Source organism: uncultured Porphyromonas sp. (assembly GCF_934359325.1).
In the GTDB taxonomy this organism is placed as follows: domain Bacteria; phylum Bacteroidota; class Bacteroidia; order Bacteroidales; family Porphyromonadaceae; genus Porphyromonas_A.
The window spans coordinates 1-4690 of the sequence record NZ_CAKRLH010000124.1 but is presented as its reverse complement, the minus strand read 5'-3'; the positions used below and the strand labels follow the sequence as shown (position 1 = coordinate 4690).

General features: G+C 59.2%; 3 protein-coding genes. All 3 read right to left on the bottom strand.

The features are described from left to right. Window positions 1-115 precede the first annotated feature (115 nt). The gene (locus Q0F21_RS05385; protein WP_297238098.1) at window positions 116-2815 is read right to left on the bottom strand and encodes a carboxypeptidase regulatory-like domain-containing protein; all 2700 of its coding nucleotides are present in this window, start codon (window positions 2813-2815) and stop codon (window positions 116-118) included. A gap of 9 nt (window positions 2816-2824) precedes the next feature. After that, entirely contained in the window at window positions 2825-3544 is a 720-nt protein-coding gene (locus Q0F21_RS05380; protein ID WP_297238096.1) for a GLPGLI family protein, read from the bottom strand. 108 nt (window positions 3545-3652) lie between these two features. After that, a partial coding sequence (locus Q0F21_RS05375) for a glycoside hydrolase family 95-like protein (protein WP_363282640.1) occupies window positions 3653-4690 on the bottom strand: 1038 nt, incomplete at its 5' end.

Here is a 4690-nt window from a genome sequence, read left to right as displayed (position 1 = left end):
CCGGTATTAGTGATCACTATTACCGGGTTTAGTGATCACTAATACCGGGTTTAGAATTCACCGAACTCTATCCAGCCCGGTACGATACTCCCCGGCGTCGGGGAGTACGATCCCCTTAGAAGTGGTACTCCAGCCCGACCAAGAGATAGCCGGGGAGACCTCTGTAGTACTCTCTGTACCGATATCCGGGGTAGACCCTCTCCTGGAGCCACTCCTTGCCGTCGAGATGCAGGAGATCCTTCCCGCGTATCGAGGCGGTCCACTTGCCCCACTTGTAGTACACCTGAAGTGCGAGCTCCATGAGTTCTTGTCGACTCTTCTCCTCGCTCTCCGTCAGACTCTTATACGTCCCGCTGACCTGGTAGGAGAGTGACCTGTGGCGTCCCTTGAGTGCAAGGCTGCCCCCGGTCTCTGTCAGGCGGTGGTCGCTATGGTCGCGTGAGCCACTCCACACTCTCAGGTCGCCGAAGAGACGGAGCGAAGCATTTACAGGGCTATGACGAAGTCGGCTCGTGAGACCGAAGTCCGAGTGGAGTCGCTTGGAGCAGAGGAGCATCTCCTCGCCGTGGAGTACAAAGGGAGTCTCAGAGATACTCCCCTTCAGTCCTGCAGAGATGTCAATAGGTGATCGGAAGAGTGCAGAGGAGTAGCTGATCGACCCCTGGAGTATCTCCTCCCTTCCGCCATCGCGGTATCTGTATAGCGAGATTGGTCCGCTCTCCATCACTTCCATACGCCCATTGTCGGTGGACAGGTGGTATGAGAGATGGGAGAGGAAAAAGAGCCGGTGGCGAAGGTTAATGAAAGAATAAAGCACCATCGCATCCGTTATCCCTGCTATAGGGCTGTTGATGAGCGAGGACTGTCTTATGCGGCTGTGGTCTTCGATCCACCTGACCCTTGAGAGACGCTCCATAGCTACCGGGAGCTGTCGGTGCTCGCCGTAGAGGATAAGGTCGTTGCCTTCATCGAAGTGCAGTGTGACCTGCGCCGTGGGGCGGAGGCTTAGGTTAGGATCCTCTATACTCCGGTCGGAAGTACGAAAGGCATAGCGTGCGTAGGTGAGTCCGGCTCCCCCATCCAGCTGTAGGAGTCCCTTCCTCTTGGTGAGTCCCAGATAGCCCTCTATGCGATCAGCGGCGAGGCGCTCGGTGGTGGTACCGATCCCCATCTCCTCGGCGAGGTACTCGGAGGTGTGGCGGTCGCTCTTGGCAGAGATCTCCGCCTTTGCTAGGAGATCCTCCTGTAGTGGGAAGAGACTTCCTACGTAAATCTGTGAACTGACTCTCCGATCGGATAGGCGGTAGTCTATCCCTCGATAGTCGCCGTCACTCGCTGCAGGGAGAGCGAGGTGCTTAAGTAGCTGAGGGAGAGAGGTCTCAAGTCCTTCCTCCATCCCGTCCTGCTCCAGCATAGCATAGACTCCGCCGTAGAGCAGCCCCTTGCCTATGAGATACTTTGCCTCAGTGCTTCCGCCCAGCTGTCTGTAGTGCCGGCTCAGTGTCTCACGACTCTTCTCTGGCTGACTATGGACAGAGCTGAGGAACTCTCCCCGATCCCTCTCCCGTGTGAGTGCGGCCTGCATGGTACTGTGGAGCGCAAAGCGGTGGGAGGGAATCCATCGCTGCCCGATCTGCTGCGTCAGGAGGAGGTCACGCTGATCGCGATCATAGCTCTCGCCGTAGGTTGGTAGACTCTCCTCAGAGACGATGGGACTATACTCGTACCGGCTCTCTCCTGACTGAGCCCTGCGTGACTCATGGAGTAGTGTGGTCGAGTGCAGTCGGTAGTCCGCCCGGGGCCGCCAGGCGAGAGATACTCCTCCCACGGCTCCGCTGCGGGAGTACTCATCGGGGCGGGATGAACTGAGCCGCTCTGTACCGGGCGGTAGAGGCAGGGGCTTCTCCTGCGATGATATACTTGGGTAGAGGGTGGAGTAGGTGCTGACTTCGCTCTCTGTAAGCAGCGGATCCCCGGTATTTGCCCCTGCACCTTGCAGACTGAGAGAGAGCTTGTCGCTGACTGAGATCGTCGTGGCGGATGGAGCATAGCGTCCCTTTGCCCCGGCGACCAGGGATATACGTCCGGTCGTGCTGAGGGGACGCTTGGTCTTTAGATTGAGTGCTCGCTGCTTGTGTGAGGTGAAGTCTTCGCCGATATCACCATCCTTGTAGTCATTGATCACCTCGATCTCGTCGGCAAAGTCAGATGAGAAGGTGTTCAGTGCTGTGGAGGTGTCTGTCGTCAGCAGATCCTTGTTATTGATCAGGATCTTATGGATCGGAGACCCCTGGAAGGTTAGTTGTCCCGAGCCATCGATCTGCATACCCGGCAACTCTCGGACCACGTCTCCCAGGGTTTGCTCCCCGCCGCTTGCAAACTTCTTGCTATCAAAGACTATCGTATCTCCCCTTGCGTAGACATCCGGCGATGAGGCGGAGACGACCACCTCGGAGAGGGTCTCAGTCGATGGGCGAAGGCGGATCATGAGACTGTCTATCTCGGAGCTGTCGGACAGATCGAGCTCCCTCCTGTAGGTCCGAAATCCGATGAGCCGCACCGTCAGCCACCGCTTGGGAGGATCTCCCGGTACATCCTCCAGGACAAATCTTCCCTCCGGATCCGTGACGACATATAGTCGTCCCTGCTTGGCGTCCCGGTCTGTCGAGAGCTGCACCATGGCATAGGGAAGAGGTCTGCCCTCTTCGTCCAATACCTGGCCCTTCACCGTGAGGTCTGACTGGGCAAATAGGTGTGTACTGGTGAGGCAGAGCAACAGCAGCAGACCCAGGACTCTGAGGCGGGAGAGGTGCATAGTACCTGTCTACTGTACGATCCTGATGGTACCCCCTCCGATCTCCATACTGCCACCGTTCTCGAGGAGTGGACCCAGTATCTCATCCACAATCGCCTCGTACTGCTCCTCCGTGCAGGGCTTCCCCTCTTTCGTGAAGGCTATGCCACTTATGCCGGGATCTGTCGTGACCCCTCTGAGGCTATACGTATGGTCTCCCCACCGCATCGAGACCACCGCACCGGGCAGACCGGTGAGTCCGACGGGTCCTGCCGAGACCGGTAGATCATCAGCGATCCAGAGTACCGGCTTCTCCCGGTCGGTCGGGCGTACCTTGGAGCAGTTCATCCCTCCGATCACCTTAGTTTCATCGGTGAGATCCCACTTGTACTTCCGACAGCCGGTGATGAGATAGGGGCCACCCAGTATCGTACTCTCATCCCTGCGCATATAGCTCCCCGTCGACAGGTCTGTCAGACAGGCGTCTGAGCCGCTCGGGTAGAGGATGCTGTCTCTGACGACCGCATCTCTCTGCAGGGTGGCTGCCGCTTGATTGCCGATGATGTAGAGGAGGTAAAGCTCGTCGGCGGCCTCGGCTGTGGGATCCCCCTCCGTCGGTGGCAGCACCGGGCGCTTGACATAAGTGAGTACGAGCGCTCCCCTCGCCTTAGCAGACGAGTCTTTCTGTCCGTATAGGGTACCTGAGGCGATCAGCAAGAGGGTCACCAGGAGGTATAGAGGTCTCTTCATGGGCAATAAAGAATAAGTTATAAGTTTTCAAAAAGTGCAGGCAAATCCCCGATCTCTATCGGTATCTGCTCCGGGTCCGCCCGGGACTTGTCCGGGTGGTGCGGTCGCTTACAGATGGAGGGTGAGCGGCTTATCAGGGAGGACGGTCACTTGCTGCTCCTTGTCGCGGGTGGCATCGCGGAGGGTTACCGTGGTGGGGGAGGCGAGGCGGTTGTGGAGCGTCACTTCGGTCACCTTCCCATCGCTCCAGCTGCAGTCCACCTCCACGCCTCCGCGGGCGCAGAGTCCGGTGTAGCTGCCGGTGTGCCAGAGGTCCGGTAGGGCAGGGAGGAGCTCGATCACCCCCTCGTGACTCTGAAGCAGCATCTCGGCGATGCCGGCGGTGCCGCCGAAGTTGCCGTCGATCTGGAAGGGCGGGTGGGCGCAGAAGAGATTGGGCAGCGTGCCACCTATGTTGACCAGCTCTCCCTTTTCGTCAAAGGCGGGGACAAAGAGACTCTTGAGGAGTTTTGCGGCGTGGTTGCCATCCTTGAGTCTTGCCCAGAAATTGATCTTCCATGCCCGACTCCATCCGGTACCGGCATCGCCTCGTCTCCTGAGCGTGACGCGTGCCACCTCGGCCAGCTCCGGCGTCTCGCGCACGGTGATAGCGTCACCGGGATAGAGCCCGTAGAGGTGGGAGACGTGGCGGTGGTGGATGTCCATCTCGCGGTAGTCCTCGAGCCACTCCACGAGGTAGCCCTCCTTGCTGACCTGCATCGGCGGGAGCAGCGGCAGGGCATTCGCCATCCGGGTCAGGTCGGGATCATAGGTACCGAGGATCTCGGCGGCTCGCAGCGTGTGGCGGTAGAGCTCGCCGACCAGCTGGGTGTCCATCGTCGGTCCCATGCAGATGTAGGCGATGTGGGTCGAGTCACCGGGGAGGTAAAAGCCATTCTCCGGCGAGGATGAGGGGGCGGTGACGAGCCGTCCGTCCTTAGGCTCCCGGATCATCGTGGAGAGGAAGAAGCGGGACGCATCGAGTAGTGTCGGGTAGATCGCTCTCAGGTATGTGGTGTCCCGAGTAAAGTCGTAGTGGTCCCAGAGGTGGCGGCAGAGCCATGCCCCTCCCGTCATCGTCGCTCCCCAGGAGGCATCCTCGCCGGG

Bases quoted from the DNA above. Each gene is read 5' to 3' on its own strand.
- Q0F21_RS05385 (WP_297238098.1), bottom strand. From the start codon at position 2,815: ATGCACCTCTCCCGCCTCAGAGTCCTGGGTCTGCTGCTGTTGCTCTGC.
- Q0F21_RS05380 (WP_297238096.1), bottom strand. From the start codon at position 3,544: ATGAAGAGACCTCTATACCTCCTGGTGACCCTCTTGCTGATCGCCTCA.